Below are 21,175 nucleotides of genomic sequence, written 5' to 3' on the forward strand. Positions count from 1 at the left end.
ATTCAGATGCGTCTCGTTCCTGTGCTGGGTGCCGCAGCACTGACTCTGGCACTGTCAGGCTGTTCACTTCTCGGCTTCGGCGCCGATGACTCGCAGCCGCAGCCGAAACAGACCCAGGCGAAGCCCGTTGCCGAAGTCGACAAGGTGCTCAAGGCACTCAAGCCGCTGACGGGCGACAAGGAAGCGGTGCCGTCGACGAAGAAGTTCTTCACCACGATGCTCGACGCCGGATATGACCCCGAGCAGCTCGAGGCGACGATCGACGAATCTCCCCTGGGCAATGAGGTTCCTTCGAAGATGTTCGGCGTCAAGACCGACAAAGGCTGTGTCGTCGGCGAGATACGCAAGGGCAAAGCCACCGCCGACCTCGTCCAGCCGACCGAATCGACCGGCTCCTGCCTGTTCGGCGAGGTCGAACGGCCGAAGGGAGTCAAAGCGCCGAAGGGTGAGAAGCGCGACGAAGACGGTGACTCCAACGGTGCCGGCCACCTGCCCGGCGAGGATATCAACGGCGAAGATGGTGAGACCGAGAGTCCAACGCCGAGCGGTGACGACTCTGAGTCGGCGAGCACCGGGGGAGCGGAAGGGACTGCGGGCTCCGAAGGGGCCGAGGGTTCGGACAGTTCCCAAGGCACCGACGGGACATCCGGGGAAGGCGGATCCGGGGAGACCTCGAACGAGGGCGACTCCTCCGGCGAAGCCCCCTCACTCGGCGGCGGCTGAACAGTCCCACACGGTCGATGCACCGCCTCGGCGGCTGGTGAACAACCCCGGGGTCTGCCGAGCGCCAAGTAGCGCTGGGGTGCGCCGAACCGATAGCCTGAGTGCACTATGGCCGAATTCATCTACACCATGCACAAGGCGCGCAAAGCGCACGGTGACAAAGTCATCCTCGACGATGTATCGATGTCGTTCTATCCCGGAGCGAAGATCGGTATGGTCGGCCCCAACGGCGCCGGCAAATCAACGATTCTCAAGATCATGGCGGGAATCGAGCAGCCCTCCAACGGTGAAGCTCGACTCAGCCCCGGGTATTCGGTGGGCATCCTCATGCAGGAACCGCCGCTGAACGAGGAGAAGACCGTCCTCGGCAACGTCGAAGAAGGCGTCGGCGAGATCAAGGCGAAAGTCGACCGCTTCAACGCGATCTCCGAGGAGATGTCCAACCCCGATGCGGACTTCGACGCCCTCATGGAAGAGATGGGCAAACTGCAGGAGGCCATCGACGCCGCAGATGCTTGGGATCTCGACTCCCAGCTCGAACAGGCGATGGACGCTCTGCGGTGCCCACCGCCGGACGCGGACGTCTCTGTTCTCTCCGGTGGCGAACGCCGCCGGGTGGCGCTGTGCAAGCTGCTTCTCGAGAAGCCCGACCTGCTGCTCCTCGACGAGCCGACCAACCACCTCGACGCGGAATCGGTGCTCTGGCTCGAGCAGCACCTGAAGACCTACCCGGGCGCTGTCATCGCGATCACGCACGATAGGTACTTCCTCGACCACGTGGCCGAATGGATCGCCGAAGTCGACCGCGGACACCTCTACCCATATGAGGGCAACTACTCGACGTACCTCGAGAAGAAGCAGGAGCGCCTCCAGGTCCAGGGCAAGAAGGACGCGAAACTCGCCAAGCGACTCAAGGACGAACTCGAATGGGTCCGTTCGAACCCGAAGGCGAAGCAGACGAAGTCGAAGGCCCGTCTGGCGCGCTACGAAGAGATGGCAGCCGAAGCGGAGAAGACGCAGAAGCTCGATTTCGAAGAGATCCAGATTCCAGCCGGCCCCCGCCTCGGTGATGTCGTCATCGAAGCGGACAAGATCGAAAAGGGCTTTGACGGGCGCACACTCATCGACGGGCTCAGCTTCTCACTGCCGCGCAACGGCATCGTCGGTGTCATCGGCCCCAACGGCGTCGGCAAGTCGACGCTATTCAAGACGATCGTCGGTATGGAAGAGCTCGACGGAGGAAACCTCAAGGTCGGAGAGACTGTGAAGATCTCCTACGTCGATCAGTCCCGCGGCGGAATCGATCCGGACAAGAACCTGTGGGAAGTCGTCTCCGACGGACTCGACTTCATCCAGGTCGGCAAGGTGGAGATGCCCTCCCGCGCCTATGTCTCCGCGTTCGGATTCAAAGGCCCGGACCAGCAGAAGAAGGCGGGAGTCCTCTCGGGCGGTGAGCGCAACCGCCTCAACCTCGCGCTCACACTCAAACAGGGCGGAAACCTGCTCCTGCTCGATGAGCCGACGAACGATCTCGACGTCGAAACCCTCGGCTCTCTGGAGAACGCACTCCTCGAGTTCCCCGGCTGTGCCGTGGTCGTCTCGCACGATCGCTGGTTCCTCGACCGCGTCGCCACCCACATCCTCGCGTGGGAAGGCACTGAGGAGAGCCCGGCGAACTGGTATTGGTTCGAAGGCAACTTCGAAGCCTACGAGAAGAACAAGGTCGAACGTCTCGGCGAAGACGCGGCCCGTCCGCATCGAGTCACCCACCGCCGTCTCACCCGAGACTGATCTCAGTCCGGTCTGAGCCGCTTGGGTTCCGACTCGTCCTTCGCAGGCACAGTGATGCCCCGGTCGATGGCAGTTTCTAGGGGTCCTCGCAACACCTGATGGTTAAGACATCATCAGTAAATCACGAAGACGCTCGGCTGGGGTATCCCAGTCGAGCGTCTTGCGTGGACGACCATTGAGCTCTTGAGCGACGTGCTCAAGGTCTTCAGGCCCGTACGGCCGCAGGTCCGTGCTCTTCGGGAAGTACTGGCGCAGAAGCCCGTTTGTGTTCTCGTTGCTGCCCCGCTGCCAGGGTGAGTGCGGATCACAGAAATAGACCGGAACCCCAGTCGCGATGCTGAACTGCTTATGCGCTGCCATCTCGGTGCCCTGGTCCCAGGTCAGTGACCCCCGCAGATGCTCTGGCAGCGTACCGATCAACCCGGTGAGCACGTCACGGACTTCCCCGGCGGTGTGCCCGCCGGGTAGATGCCCCAGGAGCACGTATCGAGTCGTTCGCTCCACCAGCGTCACGATCGCCGAAGCACTGCCTGGCCCGACGATCAGATCGCCTTCCCAATGGCCAGGCACCGCGCGGTCCTCGATCTCGGGCGGCCGCTCCGAAATCATCACCATCTCGTCGATGAATCTGGGCGTGCGCTGGCCGGGATGCTTGCGCGGCTTCCGGCGTGTCCTCCCGGTCCGCAGTGCCTCCGCGACCTCGCGCTTGAGCCCACCGCGGGCCTGGATGTACAACGCCTGATAGATCGTCTCCGGGCTCACTCTCATACTCTCGTCGTCGGGAAATTCCTTCCTTAGAGTGTGGCTGATCTGCTCCGGCGACCACCGTACCGACAGCTTCTCCTGCACGTACTCCCGCAACGACACGTGGGTGACGAGCTTCGAGGACTTCGGCCTGGACCTCGACGCTGCCCAGGCACGATGGGCGACGTAGGGCTGATAGCGGCCTTCCTCAGAACGAGCATCGAGCTCACGCTTGATCGTCGAGGCAGGTCTTCCCAGCACGCGACCGATCGCGCGCAGACTCATGCCACTGCGATACAGGTCAGCGATCGTCTCCCGCTCCTCGAGCGAGAGATACCGGGGATGGAGCACGGCCTCCACCGCCGGCAGGGCGGGAACTTCTACCTGCATAGTCATACCGGTGTTGTAATCGATTACGGTGCCATCGGGATAGATACGCGAGTTACTCACATGCCGGACACCCTGGTCCCAGTCCCGCGCTGAGCGCACGTTGACGCCAACTCTGGCCGCTGCTTCTGATTGCGACATGCCATCGGCGCGTAATTGCATGTACTCAGACTTACGAGGGTGAGGACCGTTTCCCCTGACCCCACGTCCACGGATCCCGACCCGCCGTGCCCACCCGTACGCGGTGTTCCGGTTGACACCGACCTCGCGAGCGGCGGCTGAGATCCCGATGTCCGAACGCCTCAGCGTCTCGAGAAACTTCTCTTTCAACTCATTGAACGACACGATCCCCGCAACTCCTTGAAGTTCAAGGTGTTGCGGGGATCGCTAGAACCCGCCGATCCGACCGGGGCATCACTGTGCCTGTGCTGATTCGATTCTCTGCGTACACTGGGGCTGTCCACAAACTCTGGGTCTGTCCGCGGAACCTGAGTCCCGAACCAGGCCGACCCGTCTGTGCGTCCGGGTTCGATGAGGCCGTGTGGGTGAGCCGGGCTGTGAGTCAGTCCTGCGAGCGGCTGGTGAGTCCGCCGAGGCGCGCGATCCCTCTGAACAGGAGACGCAGGAGGATCGTGCCGATGACTCCGCACAGAACGGCGAGCAGCCCGCAGATCGCCACATGCAGATCCGTGCGTCCCATGAACGCCACGAGGCTGAGCAGCCCGATGACGAGAAACAGCGCCACGTTGACCAGTCGGCTGAGGATGGTGCCGATGATATCCATCATCGTCGGCTCCTGACGCGTCACGGAACGTCCTTGACCCGGACCATGCCCTCCTGTGCCACGGTGGCCAGCAGGGTTCCGTCCTGAGCGAAGATGCGCCCGTAGCCGAGCCCGCGTCCGCCCTGCGCAGCAGGAGACTCCTGCACATAGAGCATCCATTCGTCGACGCGCACTCGGTGGTGCCACCACATGGCATGGTCGAGACTGGCCACGCGCAGACCCGGGGTCCGCCAGGTCAGTTCGTGGTGACGCAGCACCGGCTCGAGCAGATTGAAGTCACTGGCATAGGCCAGAGCGGCGGCATTGAGCACGGGATCGTCTCCGAAATTCGCGCCGGCCCGGAACCAGGAATGCTGTTCGGTGATGGAGGGATCGGACACGCCCGACGTGTGCAGGGACGGCTCGATCGGACGGACTTCGAAAGGACGCTTCTTCAGCCAATCGCTGACGAGCGGAGAATCCTCGTCGCCGAGGTAGTCGAGCAGTTCCAAGCAGTCCTCGGGAGCCGGCAGATCGGTCGGCATCTGCTCGGCATGGCTGAGGCCGGGCTGCTCGTCCTGGAAAGACGCGCTCAGCGACAGGATCGGCGCACCCTTCTGATACGCGTGGACTCGGCGGGCCGAGAACGAACGGCCGTCGCGCAGCCGCTCGACTCCGAACTCGATGGGTTCGCTGACATCGCCGGCGCGCAGGAAATATCCGTGGAGCGAATGGATCAGGCGGTCGCTGGGAAGCGTGGCAGCGGCCGCCACGACACACTGTGCGAGCACCTGCCCGCCGAAGACCCGACCGTCTGGTTTGTATTGGCTGTGACCGATGAAGAAATCCGTTTCGCTGGAGGCCGCGGTGAACTCGAGCCTGCGCAAGGCGAGGATCTCGTGCAAGGTCGCTACGTTCGCCTCCGCTTCGGTGGATGCTTCGTCGGTCATGGGCTTCTCCCTCGGATGACTGGGCCAATCGTGCGTACGAGTCACGATCCTATCGCGTGCGGCATCGGCGTGATGAAGGTGGCATGATGGGTTGCATGCATTCCGGCGCCACCAACCCCCTTCTCGACGAATTCACCCGCGTTCTGCTGGAACTGAGATGGGGTGATATGGATGCCTACGGCCACGTGAACAACGTCACTCAGCTCAAATTATTGGAGGAGGCGAGAGTCCGGGCCCTCGGCTCTCCCACCCACAGCTCCGACGCGCCGACCACGCCGGGGCAGCACGGGGTGTCCGCGACGGTCAGCGGAGTCGAGATCCCGACGATCTTCGCCGCCGCCTCGGCCACGACCGAACTGCTCGTCGCGTCCCATGCGATCGAATACCGCGCTCCGATTCCCTATCGCACCGGACCCATCGCCGTCGATCTCGTCATCAGCGATGTGCGACCCGCCTCGGTGACGGTGGGCTATGTCATCTGCGAACCGGACGGTTCGCGCACCTACACGGTCGCGGAAACCGTCATCGTCTTCATCGATATCAGCAGCGGCCGGCCCCGACGACTCAGCGATGTCGAGACCGCGGCCATGGAGTCGGTGCTCGGCACGCCCGCGCCGCTGCGGAGGGCAGGCCGATGACTGATCTGCACATCAACGACCCGCTGGCGATGCGAGATCTCTCCGCGTTCGCTTCGCTGGCGCACCGGGCGGATGCCGACGGCGCGATGCGCCTGCAGGTCGTCTCCGACGTCCTTGCCGCCACGGTGGCCCCGCTCTACCCACATGGGCTCGGCGACTCGACGCCGCTGGTGCTGGCCATGCGGATGCTGCGCCTGGACGACCACGAACAGGACGGCTTCGACGAGGCGGTGCCGCTGTCGAATCTCCTCGATCGCTTTGCACGCGACGAGAACGGAACCACTCTGCCGGTGCCGCCGAACTCCGTCCTCGTGTCGTGGACGGGGATCGCACCTCCGCGCGGAGGCTGGGGCGAATACGACACGACCACGGTCGGACGGCTCCACGAGACGGCGGAGGCAGGGATCGCAGAGATCAGCACCGGTGCGCCCGAGGGATCCGGAGGGCACGCGGTCAAGGCCCTGCGCTCTCGAGTGTGGTCACGCGAGATGCTCGGTGAGCAGTCCACCGCGATGCCCGGTGGATTGGCCTTCGCCGCCGCTGCTCTGCGCTTCATCCCGCCCGCTGGTCGCGATGACGATCGGCAGCTGCGCATCATGGAGTCCGGAGGCTGGCTGCGCCTCGTCGCCCCGGGCGGTCATCTGCTCACACGCGCTCGGAGCCGGTGATCAGCGGATGTTCGGATTCGTGTTGACCATCGCGGTCGCCGCCCGCTGGAAGTAGTCCCAGAACATCTCGTCGTACAGCGGCGGCAGGCTCACATCGTCGAGGGCTGCGCGCATGCAGCGCAGCCAGCGGTCCCGGGCATCGAAATCGATCGGATAGTCGAAATGCCGCATCCGCAGTCTCGGGTGACCTCGTTGCTCCTGATAGGTCGACGGACCGCCGAAATACTGTTCGAGGAACATCTGCAGACGATGCTTGGCTCCCTCCAGCTCATGGCCGTCCGGATACATCGCAATGAGCTCGGCATCCGCGTCGACGTGCTGGTAGAACACGTCGACGAGGCGGGTGAACGTGTCATGCCCGCCGACGGCTTCGAAGATGGAACCGTCAGTTGTCTGCGACATCACTCGATCCTTCACTGGGGGAGTCTTCCTGGACGGTGCTGCGGATCTCCTGGTCACCCGGCAGCGGCGAAGGATTCTCGGAGTCGGTGGCGACCGCGGGACCCATCGTCTTCTCCTCGGAGGGCAGAGTGCGCAGAACCGTCTCCTGCACCATACCGATCTGTCCGCCGCGCTTGGCCAGCTGGGTCATCAGCTCGGCGCGGAAGGCACGCTCGACCATCCACTGCAGGTTCGGTTTGGTCTTGACCATGGTGCGGATGACTCGGTGGGAGCCCGACAGCGACTGGACTCCGGCGATCTCCGGATCCTCGAGCATCGCATTGGACAGCTCGGGATCCTTCCGCAGAGAGCGGGTGATGTCAGCGGTCATCGTACGGTACTCATCCATCGAGGTCCGGTAGTCGATGGGGATGTCGAGGACGGCGCGAGCCCACCCCTGGGACAGATTGCCCACACGCAGGATCTCACCGTTGCGCACATGCCACAGGGTGCCGGTGAGGTCACGGATCTGAGTGCGACGCAGGCCGACGTCCTCGACTTCGCCGACGGCTTCGCCGAGGTCCACGGTGTCACCGATTCCGTACTGGTCTTCGATGACGATGAAGAATCCGGACAGGTAGTCGCGGACGAGCTCCTGAGCACCGAAGGCGATGGCCACACCGGCGATGCCGGCGGATGCGAGGATCGGGGCGATGTTGAAGCTCAGCGCATCGAGGATCATGAGGATCGCGATGACACTGACGAGGATCGTCGTCACCGATGAGAGCATCCGACCCACGGTCTTCGCCCGCTGAGCTCGGCGCTGCTTGATCGTCTGCTCGTCGATCCCGGTCCGTTGCGCCTCGAGCGCTGTGGCCGAGAATTTCGTCCGGCCGGCGCTTTCGGCCTTCTCGCTGCCGACGGTGCCCTTGGCCACCGCGGTGGTGAACCGGCGGATGAAGAGTCGGATGATGAGGTTGACGACGATGGCGCCGATGATGATGACGGTGATCTTCAGCGGCGCGCCGAGGAGGAAGGTTCCCCAGTCGAAGTCACTTGCATTCTGAACAGTGGAATCTATTGCATCGGTTGTCATGATTTTTCGAGACTAGCTGTGAAGGTTCAATGATCGCTTGGAAGTGCTGGACACACGCTGAACTTCCAGTGCGCGCTGGGCGTCGGCGAGGTTCTCCCGCATCAGCCGCACCAGGCCCTTCGGCGCGGAAGGATGATCGTCGAGCCACAGGGAGGTGGCGTCGACTGTGGCAGAACTCACCGGCGGGTACAGCCGCAGAGTCATCGTCTGCGCCATCTCCAGCGTGCGCGTCTCCCACCAGCCGGCCACCCGGGCGAAGTACTCCTCGGTGAAGGTCCTCAGCGGTGCCTCGGCGGCGATGAGCTCGCCGGAGGCCGTCTGCAGGCCGGTTCCGAAGCCGAGTGCGAGTGCCCCGAGTTCGGAGTTCGGCAGGTCGGCATCGTCGACGATGCGGGTGAAGGTTCGCGATTTCGACGACGAGGTGGGGCGACTGGCCCGTGCGGTCGCGGCGTGGCGCACACCGGTGGCGCTGGGGTCCTTCCGGCTCATCTCTTCGACTGCGGAATCGTCGACTGCGTCGTTCGAGCACAGCCCGATGATGATCTCCCACGTCAGGTCGGTGTCCAGAGCGATCCCACAGACGCGTTCCGTCTCCGGCCGCAGCCAGGACTTCAGACGGTCCAGTTGACCGGGTGTGGTCGCATGGCGAATGAACCCGCGTACGAGCTGAAAGGCCTGATCCGTTCCCTCTTCGCTCGTCTCGAGCACCTCGATGAAACGGTCAGCCACCTCGGCGTGCATCGTCTCCCGCTCCTGTGGCGGCAGATAGGAGGCGACCGCAGTGTCGAGCTGTCGCATCTGCGTGAGCAGTCCGGACGAATGGGTGATGGCTCGAAGGTGGGTGAGCACCGTGTCGATGTAATCCTGAACAGGACGTTCACCGTCACGGACCTCATCCCACAGGGTGGCCAGAACGAGCAGCTGGGTGAGCGAATCGTCGAAGTCGCCCAGCCTGCGAGCCGCCGTATCCATGCTGCGGGAGTCGAAGCGGACCTTCGCATAGCTGAGGTCCGCGTCGTTGACGACGATGACATCCGGCCGGGGCAGGCCTCGGGCCTCGTCCACGTCGGCGGATTCCCCATCGATGTCGAGGGGGAACGAATGGGTGCGCTCGAGACGTCCCTGCCCGTTGTCCGAATAGAAGCCGACGGCCAGCCGGTGAGGTCGCAGGGACGGGGTGGGCTGTCCCGGAATCGACCAGGGCCGCTGAGTCACCTGGAGGGTCGCGATCGTCTGTTCGTCCGCCCCCGATTCCTCTGCTGCCGGCTCACCGTCCGCGGTGGTGATCACGGCCTCGAGGAGGTTGACCCCGGATTCTTCGAGCCACAGCTTCGACCAGCGCTCCAGATCCCGGCCCGAGGTGGCCTCGAGCTCGGTGAGGAGATCGGAGAGCTCGGTGTTCGACCACGCATGCTTGTCGAAGTAGCTCCTCAGTCCGGCGAAGAATTCGTCCGGACCGACCCAGGCCACGAGCTGCTTGAGCACCGATGCGCCCTTGGCATAGGTGATCCCGTCGAAGTTGACCTCGACGTCGGCGAGGTCCTCGATCGGGGCGACGATGGGGTGTGTGCTCGGCAGCTGATCCTGTCGGTAGGCCCAGGACTTCTCGATCGTGGCGAAGGTCGTCCACGCATCGGCGAACTCGGTGGCTTCGGCCGTGGCCAGGGTCGACATGAACTCGGCGAAGGATTCGTTGAGCCACAGATCGTTCCACCAGCGCATGGTCACCAGGTCGCCGAACCACATATGAGCGAGTTCGTGGAGGATTGTGACCGTGCGGCGTTCGACCAGTGCTTCTGTGGGGCGGGAGCGGAACACGTAGTTCTCGAGGATCGTCACGGCACCGGCATTCTCCATGGCTCCGGCATTGAACTCGGGCACGAAGAGCTGATCGTACTTCTCAAACGGGTAGGAGACGCCGAATTCGCGTTCGAAGAACTCGAAGCCGGCCTTCGTGATCCGGAACAGCTTCGTCGCATCGAGGTGTTCGAGCAGGGATGCGCGGCAGTAGAGGCCCAGCGGCACAATCGACCCGTCGGAGGATGTCAGCTGCGAATGCACGGACTCGTACGGGCCGGCGATGATCGCGGTGATATATGACGAGATCGGTGTGGTGGGGGCGAACTGCCACACCGCCATGCCGTCCTGCTGGGCCTCTCCGAGTTCGGTGAAGGTCTCCTTCGGGTCGCTGGGTGTCGGAGTGGGCGAGTTCGAGACGACGGTCCACTTCTCCGGTGCGACGACGGTGAAGGAGTACGGAGACTTGATATCGGGCTGTTCGAAGACGGGGAAGACACGGCGAGCGTCGGGGACCTCGAACTGGGAGTAGAGGTAGACCTCGTCATCGATCGGGTCGACGAACCGGTGCAGGCCCTCTCCGGTGTTCATATAGGTGAAGTGGGCGTCGACGATGAGTTCGTTCTCAGCGGCGAGGCCGGGAAGGGTGATACGGGCCGGTGCGACCACCTCGGCGAGGTCGAGGTCGGTGCCGTTGAGGCGGACACGCTCGACACTGGCGGTGATGGCATCGATGAACGTCGTCGAATCCGGTGCTGCAGTGAAGCGGATACGTGAGCGGACGCGGAAGCTCTCACCAACTCCTGTGAGGATCAGGGTGTGCTCGTAGCTCGAAACGTCCACGATGGCGGAGCGTTCGCGTGCTTCGTCGCGGGTGAGGTTGTGTTGCGGCACTGTGAGGCGACCTTTGCTTCGGGAACCGGGTGTACTCGGTCATTCTTTCATGGACATTCGCTCCTCGTGCGATATCGGCACCACTGATCGGGATTCGACCGCTCTCCCCGCTCTCGGCCGCTCTTGATAGATTGAACACCGACACGATGGGTACCCGGCATGGGGCCCGCACGCCTATGACAGAGGAGAGACAGTGAGCAGAGAAACACTCGATCTGTGGTTCGACACGGCCTGCCCGTGGGCATGGATGACCTCACGGTGGGGACTCGAAGTGGCGAAGGTCCGCGACGTCGAGGTGAAGTTCCACCCGATGAGCCTGAACTTCCTCAACCGTGACAAGGACATCTCGGACGACTACCGGGCACTGATGAACCGGGCACTGGCCCCGATGCGCATCGTCACCGCCGCGATCGCCGAACACGGAGACGAGATCGCCGAACCGCTGTACACCGCGATCGGCAATCGCATCCACCCGGGTGGGGAGAAGGACTTCGACAAGGCTGTCTCCGAGGCGCTGGCCGAGCTCGACCTGCCGGCGGATCTCATGAAGTACGGCGAGACCGAGGACTATGACGCACGGCTCCAGGCTTCCCACGATGAGGCACTGAGCTTGGTCGGCGACGACGTCGGCACACCGATCTGCCGTGTCGCCGGAACCGCGTTCTTCGGTCCTGTCGTCACCCCCGCTCCGAAGGGAGAGGACGCCGGACGGCTCTTCGACGGAGTCCTCGCGGTCGCCTCGACGCCGGGCTTCTTCGAGCTCAAGCGCACGCGCGACCAGGGCCCGATCTTCGACTGAGTCAGTCGGGCCGAATCAGCGGCTTCGACTCAGCAACCCGTTCGCGCAGCGGGCGCAACCGAACTACAGATCCCACCGAAAGGCAGACACATGAAGGTTCACCTCGGCACCGACCACGCCGGATTCGAATTCAAAGAGATCCTCAAGGCTCACCTCGAGGCGGCTGGGCACGACATCGTCGACCACGGCGCTCACGAATTCGACGCCCTCGATGACTACCCAGCGTTCTGCATCGCCGCGGCCCAGGCCGTCGTCGATGATCAGACCGCCGGCGTCGATGCCCTCGGCGTCGTGATCGGCGGCTCGGGAAACGGCGAACAGATGGCTGCGAACCTCGTCAAGGGCGCCCGCACTGCTTTGGCCTGGAATCCGGAGATCTCCAAACTGGCTCGTGCGCACAACAACGCGCAGATCGTCGCCGTCGGTGCCCGTCAGCATCCCGAAGCCGAAGCGATCGCGATCGTCGACGCCTTCCTTGCCGAGCCGTTCTCCGGCGATGAGCGTCACGAACGCCGCATCGACATCATGGCGAAATACGAGGAACAGGGCCAGCAGGCTCTGTGACCTGCCGAGGACGGAAAGGGCTGAGGCTGTGAAGATCGACGGTGCTGTGCTGCGGGAGATGAAACGGCCTCGGCCCTTCGCTCAGTCGCAGCCGATCACGATTGAGACGCTCGAACTCGATGAGCCGGGTCCCGGGGAGATTCGCATCCGGATGACGGCCGCCGGGGTCTGCCACTCGGATCTGTCCGTCGTCGACGGCAACCGTCCCCGCCCGCTGCCGATGCTGCTCGGGCACGAAGGAGCCGGAATCGTCGAGAAGCTCGGCGACGGCGTCGATGACCTCGAGATCGGCCAACAGGTCGTCACAGTGTTCCTGCCCCGCTGCGGGGACTGCCCGAACTGCCGCACCGACGGCAAACTTCCCTGCACCCCCGGCAGCGCGACGAACGGGGCCGGAACCTTGCCGTTCGACGGTCACAAGGTGCGACTCCACGACGACACCGGCGCCGAGGTGCTCCACCACCTCGGTGCCTCCGTGTTCGCCACTCACGCGGTGGTCAACCGAGCATCCGTCGTCCCCGTCGACGAGGATGTTCCCGCCTCGATCGCCGCGGTGCTCGGCTGTGCCGTGCTCACCGGCGGGGGAGCGGTGCTCAACGCGGGACGGCCGGGACCGGACGACGAGGTGATGATCGTCGGTCTCGGCGGGGTCGGTATGGCCGCACTCATCACGGCGCTGTCCATTGAGACCGCCGGAGTCATCGGCGTCGACGCGAATCCTGACAAGCTCGTGCGGGCGAAGGAACTCGGTGCCGTTGAGGTCTTCACCCCCGAACAGCTGGGGGAGAGGAAGGCTCCGATCGTCATCGAGTGCGTGGGACATGCGCGTGCCTTTGAGACGGCGTTCTCTGCCACCGCAGTCGGCGGGACGACCGTGACCGTGGGTCTGCCTGCCCCGGATGCGCAGTCCCACATCACCCCGGTGACCCTGACCGCTGAGGCCCGGACCGTGATCGGCTCCTATCTGGGGTCGGCGGTGCCGAGTCGCGATATCCCCGTCTACGCCCAGCTGTGGCGGGAGGGCAAGCTGCCCGTCGAGGAACTCATCTCCGATACGATCGAGCTCAGCGAGCTCAACGAGGCCTTCGACGCGCTCTCCGACGGAACCGTAGTCCGACAGGTCATCGACTTCGGAGCCTAGGCAAGCGGCCGAATGGTCTGCACGAGCGGCTTCAGAATTCATATGAGGTGATTCTGGTCAAGGCGTATGAATTTTGAACCCGCGAGTGCTGACGCGCACCTTCGGTCTACGACCCTCAGACGAAACAGGGCATGAAGAAGCCGCCCGGACCGATTGGTCCGGGCGGCTGGAGTCTGTCGGGATGACAGGATTTGAACCTGCGACCCTCTGTTCCCAAAACAGATGCGCTACCAAGCTGCGCCACATCCCGCGACGGCTCCTATCTAACCACAGGCGGGTCGCGACTCGCACCTTGCGAATCAGGCAAACCCGTCAATGCGACACACCTCACAGTTCCGTCAGGTGGGTGACCGGGCAGGTGACGCAGGTCACCGAATGTCGATTTGGCGGTCGAGGAAGTTCTCGACTATAGTCGAACTCGCAACACGGGGATGTAGCTCAATGGTAGAGCCTCAGTCTTCCAAACTGATGGTGCGGGTTCGATTCCCGTCATCCCCTCCACGAGCCGGTCTGACCAGATGGTCAGGCCGGTTTTCTCATGCCCGGGCGGGTAGGATCCTCCTCATGACCACTGCCGTTCGGACGCCACGCGGCACGCTCCCGCGCGGTGAGCGTGCCACAGCCCGGCCCAGCCGGCGAGCGATGCTCACCGGAGCGGTCGCCGGGATCGGTGCGATCGGTCTCGGTTCGGCGATCACCGCAGCCCTCGCCGAGGCGGCCCAACCGGATCCCGTCCGCTCGGTCACCGCCGCCTACACTCGTTCGGGTCTGCGGGAGGCTCTCAACGCCGAATCCGCGCAGATCCTGCCCGCGCAGTCGCGAGTCATGCCGACTCGTGCCGGTCCGGGCCCGGCGCGGAGGCAGCAGGAGTTCCTCGACGGCTGCGAACCGTGGCTGGGGTCCCTGCCCGCCGACCGCCGAGAACTCGCGGTCTCGGCTCTGCTCGACCTGTGGGTGCTCAGTGACGAGCTGCCCGCCCCGGTCGCCGGGTGGGCGGGTGCGTGGCGCTATGTCTGGCCGCGGGATACCGCCTTCTGTGCAGTGGCTCTGGCGCGAGTCGGGCTCTCGGACCTGGCGTGGAGCCATCTGCACTACCTTCAGTCCGTGCAGGCGCCCGATGGGTCGTTCGCCGCTCGCGTCGACCCGGTGTCCGGACTGGCACCGGATGATCGTGAGTCGCAGTTCGACTCTCTCGGCCTCGTCCTCTGGGCGGTCTCCGAGGTGCATGCCGTCTCCACGGTGACGACCGGCCGCTCCGGTCTCGGGGGATTCGATGACCTGCTGCGGCGGACCAGTTCGCGCCTGATCGACCTCACCGCCCGCGGTCGCCGCCTGCCTCCGGTCGGACCCGACTATTGGGAGGTCGGAGAATCACAGGTCACACTCGGCTTGGCCGGACCTACTTTGGTCGGGATGAACTCACTGACCGCACTGACGAAGGCGGATCCGGGGCTGTGGAGCCGCCTCGGCGGGGGAGAGGCTGATGTCTGGCGCGCCGTCGAGGACTATCGTGCCACCTTCGCTCGGACCTTCGGCGCCAACGGGATGCAGCGGTATCCCACCTCGGGCGGATCCGATTCGGCCATCGCCTACCTGCCCGCCGCCGGACTCGTGCCGGACACGGCGGACGGGATCTACGCACTCGACCCCGAGCTCCTCGCCGGGGTCTGGGATCGTCTCGAGCAGCCGGCCGGCGGGATCAAGCCCGGTCACGGGTGGATCATCGACCGCTCAAGCTGGACGCCGTCGACGTCCCTCATGGGCCTCGGCTTCGCGCGCCTCGGGCTCAGTGACCGGGCCGAATCGGTCCTCGATTGGCTGACGGAACACCGCACCAGCGCAGGGTCTCTGCCGGAGAAGATCAGCGCGGACGGCAACCCGGTCTCCGTGGCCCCGCTGTCATGGACGGCGGCCAACGTCATCATCACCCTCGACGAGCTCTACGGGCACCGAGGTGGAGCGGCCCCGTGAAATCACCCCGGTTTCGCGTAACGGGCGGGGTTTCGCGTAACATAGGTGATTGCGTCTTGCGGACGTGCGCGAACTATTCGTGGACTTTCGCTCCCTCTAAGGTCACGAGATGACCGATCAGGCTGTGAGATGGCCGCCAGCGGTCACGAACCCGGATGATCAGGTCGGAGATGACCGAAAATGCATGACTGTCGAATCTGAAAGGTCACACTGTGAAGAGCTCCGTCGAGCAACTCGACCCCACCCGGGTCAAGATCAGCGTGGAAGTCCCATACGCCGAACTCAAACCGAGCGTCGACGAGGCATACAAGACCATCGGTGGCCAGGTCACCGTCCCCGGTTTCCGCAAGGGCAAGGTCCCCGCGCGCATCATCGATCAGCGCATCGGTCGTCCTGCCGTGATCCAGGAAGCCATCAACAACGGTCTTGACGAGTTCTACCGCAACGCGGTCGACGAGCATGACCTCAAGCCGATGGGCCAGCCCGAGGTCGAGATCTCCGAGGTTCCCGGTCTCGACGGAACCGAAGACGGCGAACTCGGCTTCACCGTCGAGGTCGACGTGCGTCCCGAAGTCGAACTGCCTGCCTACGACTCAATCACCATCGAGGTCGACCCGATCGACGTCACCGATGCCGATGTGGATGCCGAGCTCGAGCAGCTGCGCACCCGCTTCGGAACCCTCGTCGCCGTGGACCGCCCCGCGGCCAAGGACGACTTCGTCACCCTCGACCTCGTTGCCACCATCGGTGACGAGGAGATCGACACCGCTTCCGACATCTCCTACCAGGTCGGTGCCGGAACGATGCTCGAAGGCATGGACGAGGCCCTCGACGGACTCTCTGCCGGAGAGACCACGACCTTCGAGACCACCTTCGCAGGCGGCGAGCACGCCGGCGAACAGGGCACCGTGAAGATCACCCTGAGCGCTGTGAAGGAACGCGAACTGCCCGAGGCCGATGACGACTTCGCTCAGCTGGCCAGCGAGTTCGACACGATCGCCGAACTGCGCGAGGACCTGCGCGTCCAGGCCGGCAAGGCCAAGGAGACCGAGCAGGGCGTGCAGGCACGCGACAAGGTCCTCGAACACCTCATCGAGACCCTCGAAGTCCCGGTCCCGGCCAAGATCGTCACCGACGAGGTCGAGCGTCACCTCGAGTCCGAGAACCGTTCGGACGATGACGAGCACCGCAAGGAGGTCACCGAGGAGACCGAGCGCAACCTGCGCACCCAGTTCATCCTCGACGCCGTCTCCGAAGCCGAGAATGTCGAGGTCAGCCAGCCCGAACTCATCGAGTACCTGATCTCCGCGTCGCAGCAGTACGGAATGAACCCGAACGAGTTCGCCCAGATGCTCGACAGCTCCGGCCAGGTCAACGCCCTCGTCGGCGAGGTCTCGCGCCGTAAGGCTCTGGCCGCCGTCCTCGCCGGTGCCACGGTCAAGGACACCGCTGGAAACGTCGTCGACATGGAGGCCTTCACCTCCGCCGGAGACGATGCCGAGGACACAGACGCTGATGCGCAGAGCGCGGAAGCTGACGCCGAAGCACCTGCAGAGGCCGCCGAAGAGAACTGAGGGTCAGCCGCCTCGGCGATGGAATCCTGATGAGACGGTGGGTACGGATCGCGATCCGTACCCACCGTCTCTGCATCTGCCCAGGTCCCGATCACGCTGAGGGCGAACACTGGCCTCGCCGCGGACTAAAACCCGGGGGCGAGCGGTTAGAGTCCATATCAAGCCATCCACAGAACACAGGAGTGAAACGTGAGCGCATACGACACGACAGCTCCCGTCGGCCTCGACGCCGGTGGGGGAATGGGTCTGGACGACCACATCTTCAATCGCCTTCTCAAGGAGCGCATCATCTGGCTCGGTTCGGAGGTGCGTGACGACAACGCCAACGCCATCTGTGCGCAGATGATGCTGCTTGCCGCCGAAGATCCTGACGCGGACATCTCGCTCTACATCAACTCGCCCGGCGGTTCCGTCACCGCGGGTATGGCCATCTACGACACGATGCAGTACATCAAGCCCGATGTCTCCACCGTGGCCATGGGCATGGCCGCCTCGATGGGACAGTTCCTGCTGTCCTCGGGCACGCCGGGAAAGCGCTACGCCACCCCGCATGCCCGTATCCTCATGCACCAGCCGCTGGGCGGCATCGGCGGAACGGCCACCGACATCAAGATCCAGGCCGAACTGATCCTGCACATGAAGAAGCAGATGGCGGAACTGACCGCTCAGCAGACCGGCAAGTCGCTCGAGCAGATCCTCAAGGACAACGATCGTGACCACTGGTTCACCGCTGAGGAAGCGCTCGAATACGGCTTCATCGACAAGATGGTCACCCGCGCGTCCGACGTCGAGAACAACTGAGCAGGAGTGAGGGAAGAATGAATGCAATGAACTTTATGCCGGGTTCGACGGCGTCGAACATGCCCCAGTCGCGCTACGTCATGCCGCAGTTCGAAGAGCGCACACCCTATGGCTTCAAGCGCCAGGATCCCTACACCAAGCTCTTCGACGATCGTGTGGTGTTCCTGGGCGCCCAAGTCGATGACACGTCCGCCGACGATGTCATGGCTCAGCTGCTGGTGCTCGAATCGCAGGATCCGGACCGCGACATCACTCTCTACATCAACTCGCCCGGTGGTTCGTTCACCGCGATGACGGCCATCTACGACACGATGCAGTACGTCAAGCCCGAGATCCAGACCGTCTGCCTCGGGCAGGCCGCCTCCGCCGCCGCCGTGCTGCTGGCCGCAGGAACTCCTGGTAAGCGACTCGCACTGCCGAATGCGCGTGTGCTCATCCACCAGCCCGCGATGCAGGGCCAGGGGCAGGGGCAGGCCTCCGACCTCGAGATCCAGGCCGCGGAGGTGCTGCGGATGCGCGAATGGCTCGAGGCAACTCTGGCCAAGCACTCGAACAAGGAAGCCACGCAGATCTCGAACGACATCGAACGCGACCTCTTCCTCACGGCCGCTCAGGCCAAGGACTACGGTCTCGTCGATCAGGTGCTCTCTTCGCGCAAGGACGCGAACTGATCACCGCTGTCAGCGCTGATCAGCGCTGAGAACGGGTCCGTGCGATTGCGATCGTGCGGACCCGTTCCCGGTTCTGCCCGCCGACACACCGAGACGTGGCTGGGGGCTCGTGTCCGCCACGTATGGGAAGCTATTGAGGTACAGGAAACACGAGCGGTAGAGTTGGGACCAAGCGTCCTGGCGAAAGGTTGTGACAGTGGCTCGCAGTGCGGACGGAGCAGACCTGCTCAAATGCAACTTCTGTGGGAAGTCTCAGAAGCAGGTTCGGAAACTCATCGCCGGACCTGGTGTTTACATCTGCGATGAATGCATCGGATTGTGCAATGAGATCATCGAAGAGGAACTCAGCGAATCCAGCCCGGAGCAGGCCGAGCTCGAACTGCCCAAACCCCGCGAGATCTTCGACTTCCTCCAGGAATACGTCGTCGGTCAGGAACCGGCGAAGAAGGCATTGTCAGTAGCCGTCTACAACCACTACAAGCGCATCCGATCGCTGCAGTCGGGTGACGAGAAGACCCTCGGCTCCAGCGACTCCGAGGTTGAGATCGCGAAGTCGAACATTCTGCTCGTCGGACCCACCGGGTCGGGAAAGACCTACCTCGCCCAGTCGCTGGCCAAACGTCTCAACGTCCCCTTCGCGGTCGCCGACGCCACCGCGCTGACCGAGGCCGGCTACGTCGGCGAAGACGTCGAGAACATCCTGCTCAAGCTCATCCAGGCCGCGGACTTCGACATCCAGCGCGCCGAGCACGGCATCATCTACATCGACGAGATCGATAAGATCGCCCGCAAGTCGGAGAATCCGTCGATCACTCGTGATGTGTCCGGCGAGGGCGTGCAGCAGGCGCTGCTGAAGATCCTCGAAGGCACCCAGGCGTCGGTTCCGCCGCAGGGCGGACGCAAGCACCCGCATCAGGACTTCCTGCAGATCGACACGACCAACGTGCTCTTCATCGTCGCGGGCGCGTTCGCCGGAATGGAAGAGATCGTGGCCGGCCGCAAGGGCAAGCACGGGATCGGCTTCGGTGCCCTTCTGCAGTCGAAGAACGACGAAGAGGACCTCTACGCGGACATCCTCCCGGAGGATCTGCTCAAGTTCGGACTCATCCCCGAATTCATCGGTCGCCTCCCGGTGCTGGCCACCGTGTCGAACCTCGATCGTGCCGCATTGATGTCGATTCTCACCGAGCCGAAGAACGCGCTGGTCAAGCAGTATCAGCGGATGTTCGAGTTCGACAATGTGTCCCTGACCTTCGAGACCGAGGCGCTCGAGGCCATCGCCGACCTCGCTCTTCTGCGCGGTACCGGTGCGCGCGGACTGCGCTCCATCATGGAGGAGGTCCTGCAGCCGGTCATGTTCGATGTGCCCTCGCGCGAGGACATCGCCGAGGTGGTCGTGACCAAGGACGTCGTCGAATCGAACGTCGCCCCGACCCTCGTGCCGAAGTCACGGAACAGGACGAATAAGAAGTCTGCCTGAGTCTCTCAACGCATGAGACTCCTGGCTGACACGCGCCCGCTGCGGTACGCGTCCTTTCGACGGCTGTGGTCGGCCAATATCGTCACCGTCATCGGTGCGCAGATGACGGTGGTGGCGATTCCCGCGCAGATCTTCCATATCACCGGATCGTCCGGCTACGTCGGGCTCGCCGGTGCGTTCGGTCTGGTGCCGCTCATCGTCTTCGGGCTGTGGGGCGGGTCCCTGGCCGATGTCATCGACCGTCGCAGGCTGCTCGTCATCTCGACCGTCGGGCTGATCGTCACGAGCGCGATACTCGCACTCATCGCGGTGCTCAGCGTCGACAACGTCTGGCTGCTGCTGTCGGTGTTTTCAATGCAGCAGGCATTCTTCGGGCTGAACCAGCCGGCGAGGGGTGCTCTGCTGCCCTCGATCATCCCGCTCGATCTGCTGCCGGCGGCGAATTCTCTGAATATGACCGTGATGACTGTGGGCGCCGTCGTCGGCCCTGTCGTCGGCGGAGCGCTGATTCCGCTGTTCGGGTACCAGCTGCTCTACGTCATCGATGCCGTGTTCCTCTTCGCCACGCTCTATGCGGTGGTCCGACTGCCGTCGCTGCTGCCGCAGAAGCAGCCCGATACACGGTCGGGACTCAAAGGCATCGTCGATGGATTCCGGTACCTGCGGACGAACACCGTCGTCATGGTCTCTCTGCTGGTCGACATCATTGCGATGGTCTTCGGAATGCCGCGGGCACTGTTCCCGCAGATCGCGGCCGAGACCTTCGACGGCCCACCCGAAGGCGGCATCGTGTTCTCGCTGCTCTTCGCCGCTCTGGCCGGCGGCAGCGCCTTGGCCGGGATCTTCTCCGGATGGGTCTCCCGCGTGCAGCGTCAGGGGCTCGCCGTCATCGTCGCCATCGTCGTCTGGGGCGCGGCCATGACGGTCTTCGGGCTGTCGCTTGAGCTGGCGGCGGGGTTCTGGCTGACCGCGCTCGTCGTCGCATTGGCTGCGATGGCGGTCGGCGGAGGAGCCGATATCGTCTCCGGTGCTTTTCGGCAGACGATGCTCCAGGAGGCCGCCACCGATGCGATGCGCGGTCGGATGCAGGGAGTGTTCATCGTCGTCGTCGCCGGCGGACCTCGTATTGCTGACGTCCTCCACGGCTCCGTCGCGGCCGTCACCGACACCACGGTCGCCTCGGCGGGCGGCGGCATTGCCGTCATCGTTCTCGTGCTCGCCTGCGCGGCGATCTTTCCGACATTCCGAAAGTATCGGGTCGAACGCGGCGGCCGCGAACACACTGTCCCCACCGCCTGATCTTCTGCCGTGATGTCCAGGCGGGAGCACATCTGCCACAGCA

Annotated in this window: 19 protein-coding genes and 2 tRNA genes; 14 read left to right on the plus strand and 7 right to left on the minus strand. The window is 64.0% G+C overall.

What is annotated here, in order from left to right; genetic code table 11:
* Positions 1-6: 6 nt before the first annotated feature.
* Together HF684_RS08350 and ettA are read left to right on the plus strand one after the other, a co-directional pair.
* Positions 7-723: a hypothetical protein gene (locus HF684_RS08350; protein ID WP_169252124.1), complete on the plus strand. Its 717-nt coding sequence runs from the start codon at positions 7-9 to the stop codon at positions 721-723.
* 108 nt (positions 724-831) lie between these two features.
* Positions 832-2,514, plus strand: a complete 1,683-nt coding sequence (gene ettA, locus HF684_RS08355; protein WP_169252125.1) for an energy-dependent translational throttle protein EttA — start codon at positions 832-834, stop codon at positions 2,512-2,514.
* 102 nt (positions 2,515-2,616) lie between these two features.
* Here the strand turns inward: ettA and HF684_RS08360 are convergent, their stop codons facing one another.
* The 3 genes from HF684_RS08360 to HF684_RS08370 form a co-directional block, all read right to left on the minus strand.
* Positions 2,617-3,786, minus strand: coding sequence for an IS30 family transposase (locus tag HF684_RS08360; protein WP_169253832.1), 1,170 nt, complete (start codon positions 3,784-3,786; stop codon positions 2,617-2,619).
* 421 nt (positions 3,787-4,207) lie between these two features.
* Positions 4,208-4,453 (minus strand): hypothetical protein, encoded by a 246-nt coding sequence (locus HF684_RS08365; RefSeq protein WP_169252126.1) that lies wholly within the window; start codon positions 4,451-4,453, stop codon positions 4,208-4,210.
* Entirely contained in the window at positions 4,450-5,358 is a 909-nt protein-coding gene (locus HF684_RS08370; RefSeq protein WP_169252127.1) for an acyl-CoA thioesterase II, read from the minus strand. Before HF684_RS08370 ends, HF684_RS08365 begins: the two co-directional genes overlap by 4 nt.
* Before the next feature lie 86 nt (positions 5,359-5,444).
* Here HF684_RS08370 and HF684_RS08375 point away from each other — a divergent pair, with 86 nt between their 5' ends.
* Together HF684_RS08375 and HF684_RS08380 are read left to right on the plus strand one after the other, a co-directional pair.
* The gene (locus tag HF684_RS08375; protein ID WP_248279176.1) at positions 5,445-5,996 is read left to right on the plus strand and encodes an acyl-CoA thioesterase; all 552 of its coding nucleotides are present in this window, start codon (positions 5,445-5,447) and stop codon (positions 5,994-5,996) included.
* The gene (locus HF684_RS08380) at positions 5,993-6,664 is read left to right on the plus strand and encodes a hypothetical protein (protein ID WP_169252128.1); all 672 of its coding nucleotides are present in this window, start codon (positions 5,993-5,995) and stop codon (positions 6,662-6,664) included. Before HF684_RS08375 ends, HF684_RS08380 begins: the two co-directional genes overlap by 4 nt.
* On the opposite strand, the gene HF684_RS08385 is transcribed toward HF684_RS08380, so the two are convergent.
* The 3 genes from HF684_RS08385 to pepN are packed head-to-tail and all read right to left on the minus strand — an operon-like array spanning position 6,665 to position 10,832.
* Positions 6,665-7,066: a globin gene (locus tag HF684_RS08385; protein ID WP_169252129.1), complete on the minus strand. Its 402-nt coding sequence runs from the start codon at positions 7,064-7,066 to the stop codon at positions 6,665-6,667. It lies immediately after the preceding gene.
* The gene (locus HF684_RS08390) at positions 7,050-8,141 is read right to left on the minus strand and encodes a mechanosensitive ion channel family protein (RefSeq protein ID WP_169252130.1); all 1,092 of its coding nucleotides are present in this window, start codon (positions 8,139-8,141) and stop codon (positions 7,050-7,052) included. The genes HF684_RS08385 and HF684_RS08390 overlap by 17 nt, the downstream gene beginning before the upstream one ends.
* Positions 8,142-8,153: 12 nt before the next feature.
* On the minus strand, positions 8,154-10,832 hold the full coding sequence (gene pepN, locus HF684_RS08395; protein ID WP_169252131.1) for an aminopeptidase N: 2,679 nt from the start codon (positions 10,830-10,832) through the stop codon (positions 8,154-8,156).
* A gap of 193 nt (positions 10,833-11,025) precedes the next feature.
* Between pepN and HF684_RS08400 the strand changes: the two genes are divergently transcribed.
* From HF684_RS08400 to HF684_RS08410, 3 genes are all read left to right on the plus strand, one after another.
* Positions 11,026-11,631: a disulfide bond formation protein DsbA gene (locus HF684_RS08400; protein WP_169252132.1), complete on the plus strand. Its 606-nt coding sequence runs from the start codon at positions 11,026-11,028 to the stop codon at positions 11,629-11,631.
* Positions 11,632-11,721: 90 nt separating this feature from the next.
* Entirely contained in the window at positions 11,722-12,195 is a 474-nt protein-coding gene (locus HF684_RS08405; RefSeq protein WP_169252133.1) for a ribose-5-phosphate isomerase, read from the plus strand.
* 28 nt (positions 12,196-12,223) lie between these two features.
* Entirely contained in the window at positions 12,224-13,336 is a 1,113-nt protein-coding gene (locus HF684_RS08410; protein WP_169252134.1) for an alcohol dehydrogenase catalytic domain-containing protein, read from the plus strand.
* 176 nt (positions 13,337-13,512) lie between these two features.
* Here the strand turns inward: HF684_RS08410 and HF684_RS08415 are convergent.
* A tRNA-Pro gene (locus tag HF684_RS08415) sits at positions 13,513-13,586 on the minus strand.
* A gap of 177 nt (positions 13,587-13,763) precedes the next feature.
* Here HF684_RS08415 and HF684_RS08420 point away from each other — a divergent pair.
* The 7 genes from HF684_RS08420 (at position 13,764) to HF684_RS08450 (ending at position 21,132) form a co-directional block, all read left to right on the plus strand.
* Positions 13,764-13,837: transfer RNA gene (locus HF684_RS08420), tRNA-Gly, on the plus strand.
* A gap of 63 nt (positions 13,838-13,900) precedes the next feature.
* Positions 13,901-15,307, plus strand: a complete 1,407-nt coding sequence (locus tag HF684_RS08425; protein ID WP_169252135.1) for a hypothetical protein — start codon at positions 13,901-13,903, stop codon at positions 15,305-15,307.
* Between the two features lie 212 nt (positions 15,308-15,519).
* The gene (tig, locus tag HF684_RS08430) at positions 15,520-16,881 is read left to right on the plus strand and encodes a trigger factor (protein ID WP_169252136.1); all 1,362 of its coding nucleotides are present in this window, start codon (positions 15,520-15,522) and stop codon (positions 16,879-16,881) included.
* A 240-nt stretch (positions 16,882-17,121) separates the two neighbouring features.
* The gene (locus tag HF684_RS08435; protein WP_169253834.1) at positions 17,122-17,682 is read left to right on the plus strand and encodes an ATP-dependent Clp protease proteolytic subunit; all 561 of its coding nucleotides are present in this window, start codon (positions 17,122-17,124) and stop codon (positions 17,680-17,682) included.
* 26 nt (positions 17,683-17,708) lie between these two features.
* On the plus strand, positions 17,709-18,353 hold the full coding sequence (locus HF684_RS08440; RefSeq protein WP_169252137.1) for an ATP-dependent Clp protease proteolytic subunit: 645 nt from the start codon (positions 17,709-17,711) through the stop codon (positions 18,351-18,353).
* A 196-nt stretch (positions 18,354-18,549) separates the two neighbouring features.
* Positions 18,550-19,833: an ATP-dependent Clp protease ATP-binding subunit ClpX gene (gene clpX, locus HF684_RS08445; protein ID WP_169252138.1), complete on the plus strand. Its 1,284-nt coding sequence runs from the start codon at positions 18,550-18,552 to the stop codon at positions 19,831-19,833.
* Between the two features lie 12 nt (positions 19,834-19,845).
* A complete protein-coding gene (locus HF684_RS08450) occupies positions 19,846-21,132 on the plus strand; it encodes an MFS transporter (protein ID WP_169252139.1) in 1,287 nt (428 codons plus the stop codon).
* Positions 21,133-21,175: the final 43 nt, after the last annotated feature.

This window comes from Brevibacterium sp. 'Marine' (genome assembly GCF_012844365.1).
In the GTDB taxonomy this organism is placed as follows: Bacteria; Actinomycetota; Actinomycetes; order Actinomycetales; family Brevibacteriaceae; genus Brevibacterium.

What these genes read in the sequence shown, in the direction of transcription:
- HF684_RS08350 (WP_169252124.1), top strand. Translation starts at nt 7, where the DNA reads ATGCGTCTCGTTCCTGTGCTGGGTGCCGCAGCACTGACTCTGGCACTG.
- ettA (WP_169252125.1), top strand. Translation starts at nt 832, where the DNA reads ATGGCCGAATTCATCTACACCATGCACAAGGCGCGCAAAGCGCACGGT.
- HF684_RS08360 (WP_169253832.1), bottom strand. Translation starts at nt 3,786, where the DNA reads ATGTCGCAATCAGAAGCAGCGGCCAGAGTTGGCGTCAACGTGCGCTCA.
- HF684_RS08370 (WP_169252127.1), bottom strand. Translation starts at nt 5,358, where the DNA reads ATGACCGACGAAGCATCCACCGAAGCGGAGGCGAACGTAGCGACCTTG.
- HF684_RS08375 (WP_248279176.1), top strand. Translation starts at nt 5,445, where the DNA reads ATGGGTTGCATGCATTCCGGCGCCACCAACCCCCTTCTCGACGAATTC.
- HF684_RS08380 (WP_169252128.1), top strand. Translation starts at nt 5,993, where the DNA reads ATGACTGATCTGCACATCAACGACCCGCTGGCGATGCGAGATCTCTCC.
- HF684_RS08385 (WP_169252129.1), bottom strand. Translation starts at nt 7,066, where the DNA reads ATGTCGCAGACAACTGACGGTTCCATCTTCGAAGCCGTCGGCGGGCAT.
- HF684_RS08390 (WP_169252130.1), bottom strand. Translation starts at nt 8,141, where the DNA reads ATGACAACCGATGCAATAGATTCCACTGTTCAGAATGCAAGTGACTTC.
- HF684_RS08405 (WP_169252133.1), top strand. Translation starts at nt 11,722, where the DNA reads ATGAAGGTTCACCTCGGCACCGACCACGCCGGATTCGAATTCAAAGAG.
- HF684_RS08425 (WP_169252135.1), top strand. Translation starts at nt 13,901, where the DNA reads ATGACCACTGCCGTTCGGACGCCACGCGGCACGCTCCCGCGCGGTGAG.
- HF684_RS08435 (WP_169253834.1), top strand. Translation starts at nt 17,122, where the DNA reads ATGGGTCTGGACGACCACATCTTCAATCGCCTTCTCAAGGAGCGCATC.
- HF684_RS08440 (WP_169252137.1), top strand. Translation starts at nt 17,709, where the DNA reads ATGAACTTTATGCCGGGTTCGACGGCGTCGAACATGCCCCAGTCGCGC.
- HF684_RS08450 (WP_169252139.1), top strand. Translation starts at nt 19,846, where the DNA reads ATGAGACTCCTGGCTGACACGCGCCCGCTGCGGTACGCGTCCTTTCGA.